This window comes from Halomonas sp. 3D7M, assembly GCF_014897885.1.
Taxonomy (GTDB): Bacteria; Pseudomonadota; Gammaproteobacteria; order Pseudomonadales; family Halomonadaceae; genus Vreelandella.
The window spans coordinates 37,845-38,074 of sequence record NZ_JABUZF010000271.1; the positions used below are offsets into that span (position 1 = coordinate 37,845).

Sequence of the window (230 nt, forward strand, 5' to 3'; positions counted from 1 at the left end):
CCGTCCCACCACTCCATCATCCACTGACGCAGCGCCTCGCGATGCCTGGCGTACTGTTTTATCCCTGGCACGCAACGTTACCGCCACCCAGCGGTGCAACGGCCGATCATCGCCGTGGTAAGTGGTGTTATCTAAGGGATTGGCCGCAATTCGCAGCCCAGCGAAGCGAGGCACTGAAAATGGCATGGCTAGAGAAGCCTCACTGGCTAGCACCGCCGCCATTGGCTAGG

Annotated in this window: 1 protein-coding gene (only partly in view); it reads left to right on the forward strand. The window is 60.4% G+C overall.

Annotated features, from left to right (window positions below; all coding sequences use genetic code 11):
* Positions 1 to 230: part of a DUF1853 family protein coding region (locus INT22_RS21585; protein ID WP_226912925.1), annotated on the forward strand (this coding region is incomplete at its 5' end). Its footprint extends 57 nt past the window's final position; the window shows 230 of its 287 annotated nt.